Genomic DNA, 2,555 nt, shown 5'->3' on the forward strand with positions numbered 1-2,555 from the left:
TTCTCAAACTCTGGTCTTTGAACTACTCGTTTGTCGGAATGAGTCTGCACCTACAGACTTGGTCTGCCGGCAGAGTGCTCGACCTTTTGGAAAACGCAAATGTTCAATTCAACGCAGCAGACCACTTCCTCCCTCACCGACCTGACCAGATCGATCGACCGGATTCTTGATGGGTCGGGACAACCCGACATTCGGGCCATCAAGAACGCCATCCAGCACGCCTTCAGCACGGAAAACTGGATTCCCGTCGAGATGCGCAAACCCAATATCGACAGCTACGCGCGCCACGTCCTCCACAGCGATCAGCGACGCCGCTACACGCTTCTGGCCTTGGTGTGGAACGAAGGTCAGATGAGTCCGGTTCATGCACACCACACCTGGTGCGCCTATTCGGTGGTGTCCGGCGAGCTATTCGAAGAGCAATTCGCGTACGACCTTGACTCCCATGCCGCGGTAGCCCGTGGCGGCGCGCCAAGGGAGAAAGGAGACGGCGCATACGGGCCGGCAGGCTTGAATCAAATTCATCGCATTCGCAACGCGCGGCGCGAGACCGCCATGTCAGTGCATGTTTATGGCGTCCCTGCAACGGAGTTGAGCAGCGGTGTCAATAACGTCCTGCGCATGGTTGAACCTGCCACCGTCTAAGGGAGCCCTCGTCATGAAGCTTGATCATTGGAAACGCATCGAAAACACCCTGCGTGGCGACGCGAGCGAATCAGTCCCGGTCTCCCTGTGGCGCCACTTTCCCGTAGAGGATATGGATGCCGGTATGCTTGCCCGGCGCACGGTGGAGTGGCAGGAAAAATGGGGATTCGATTTTGTCAAATTCATGCCCCCTGGCACATACAGCGTCGAAGACTGGGGCGCGACAACGGAGTATGCGGGCGCCAAGAACGGCGCGCGAGTCGTATCTGACCCACCCGTCAAACACACCGAAGACTGGGCCAAAATCCGGCACATTAGCGCGCGATCGGGGTCGTGGGGCCAGCAAAACACTGCGTTGGCTAAAGCCGCCCGTCATCTCAACGGTACGGCTCCCCTCCTCCAAACCGTTTTCAGCCCCTTGACGACGGCGCGCAAACTCGCGACCGAGCGGATGTTTGCCGATATCCGATGCAACCCCGAAGCTTTGGAGGCCGCGCTGCGTGTCATCACGGACGTGACCATTGAGTTCTGCATCGACGCAATTCGCGCCGGCGCTCACGGCATTTTCTTCGCCACACAACTGGCCTCCCATCGGCTCCTCACGACAGCGGAGTATGAACGCTTCGGAAGGAAGTATGACCTCGAAGTGCTGCAAGCGCTGAAAGGACATTCACGAGTCAACATGCTCCATGCGCATGGCGACGACATCATGTTTGACCTGCTATCAGACTACCCTGTGGAGTTGTTCAACTGGCATGATCGCCTTACCGACCCCGATCTGCGCCGCGCCCAAGCCAAACTGTCTCAGGTTCTCGTGGGTGGACTGAATGAGCACCAGACGCTGGTACACGGCAACCGCGAAGAGATCATGCGCGAGGTGGAAGATGCAATCGAGCAGACTGAAGGCCGCCGCCTGATCATAGGACCGGGATGCGTTCTGCCCGTCGCGACGACAGAGACTTCCATTCAGGCCGTTATGGAAGCAGCGCGCAACGGCCGTACCGTTTCCGTGTAAGTAGAATTCGAGACAAATAAGAGAACACCATGAGGAGACACGCCATGTGGAAGCTGCTTCTGAAAATCCAGGTTTCTGCGTTGTTGGTGGCCATCGGGCAATCAGGACATGCGGAACCATGGCCCGAACCCTCGAAGCCAATCAGCCTGATAGTGCCCGCCCCAGGCGGTGGCGGTACGGGTGACACGATTGCCCGCGTGTTGGCACAGCGACTCAAGCGGGAACTCAATGCAACCGTAGTCGTCGACAATCGCGGAGGCGCCAACGGTAACATTGGGGCAGCACTGGCTGCGTCGGCCAAACCAAATGGTTATACATTCCTCCTGTCATGGGCCGGCACATTGGCCGTCAACCCGAGCTTGTACCGCAAACTCCCATTCGATCCTCAGTCAAGCTTCGCGCCAGTCTCAATGGTCGCGGAAGTCCCGAACGTTCTGGTGGTCAACAACACCCTGCCCGTTAACTCGCTGGCCGAGTTCATCGCCTACGCCAAATCGCACAACGGGGAACTGAACTACGGCAGCTCGGGAAATGGAAGCTCCATGCGCCTGGCAGGCGAACTATTCGACCGGGAGACTGGCGTGCAAATGACCCACGTTCCTTACAGCGCGCCGGGAACCGCCACGACAAATCTTCTTGCCAATGACATTCAGGCGATGTTCCAGCTTGTGCCGGGCATTGTCGGCCAAGTGAAGGCCAACAAGGTCAAAGCCTTGGCAATCATGTCGACCAAGCGGTCTCCAGCATTGCCGGACGTTCCCACGACGACGGAACTGGGACACCCCTCCCTGCTGTCATCGACGTGGTTTGCGGTGCTGGCGCCAAAAGGTACACCGGAGCGTAAGCGCCCGGTGAACCCGTCTTGAAGGGAAGCAGGAGAGCAAGGAGCATCGTG

The 2,555-nt window shown here is 58.3% G+C and carries 3 protein-coding genes; all 3 read left to right on the top strand.

What is annotated here, in order from left to right; genetic code table 11:
• The first annotated feature begins 99 nt into the window (after nt 1-99).
• The 3 genes from ACO550_RS39360 to ACO550_RS39370 are packed head-to-tail and all read left to right on the top strand — an operon-like array spanning nt 100 to nt 2,526.
• Nucleotides 100-645 (top strand): cysteine dioxygenase family protein, encoded by a 546-nt coding sequence (locus tag ACO550_RS39360; protein WP_315597244.1) that lies wholly within the window; start codon nt 100-102, stop codon nt 643-645.
• A 13-nt stretch (nt 646-658) separates the two neighbouring features.
• Nucleotides 659-1,660: a uroporphyrinogen decarboxylase family protein gene (locus tag ACO550_RS39365; protein WP_315597243.1), complete on the top strand. Its 1,002-nt coding sequence runs from the start codon at nt 659-661 to the stop codon at nt 1,658-1,660.
• Between the two features lie 44 nt (nt 1,661-1,704).
• Nucleotides 1,705-2,526, top strand: coding sequence for a tripartite tricarboxylate transporter substrate-binding protein (locus tag ACO550_RS39370; protein ID WP_315597242.1), 822 nt, complete (start codon nt 1,705-1,707; stop codon nt 2,524-2,526).
• The last annotated feature ends 29 nt before the right edge of the window (nt 2,527-2,555 follow it).

The organism is Cupriavidus sp. (assembly GCF_057315035.1).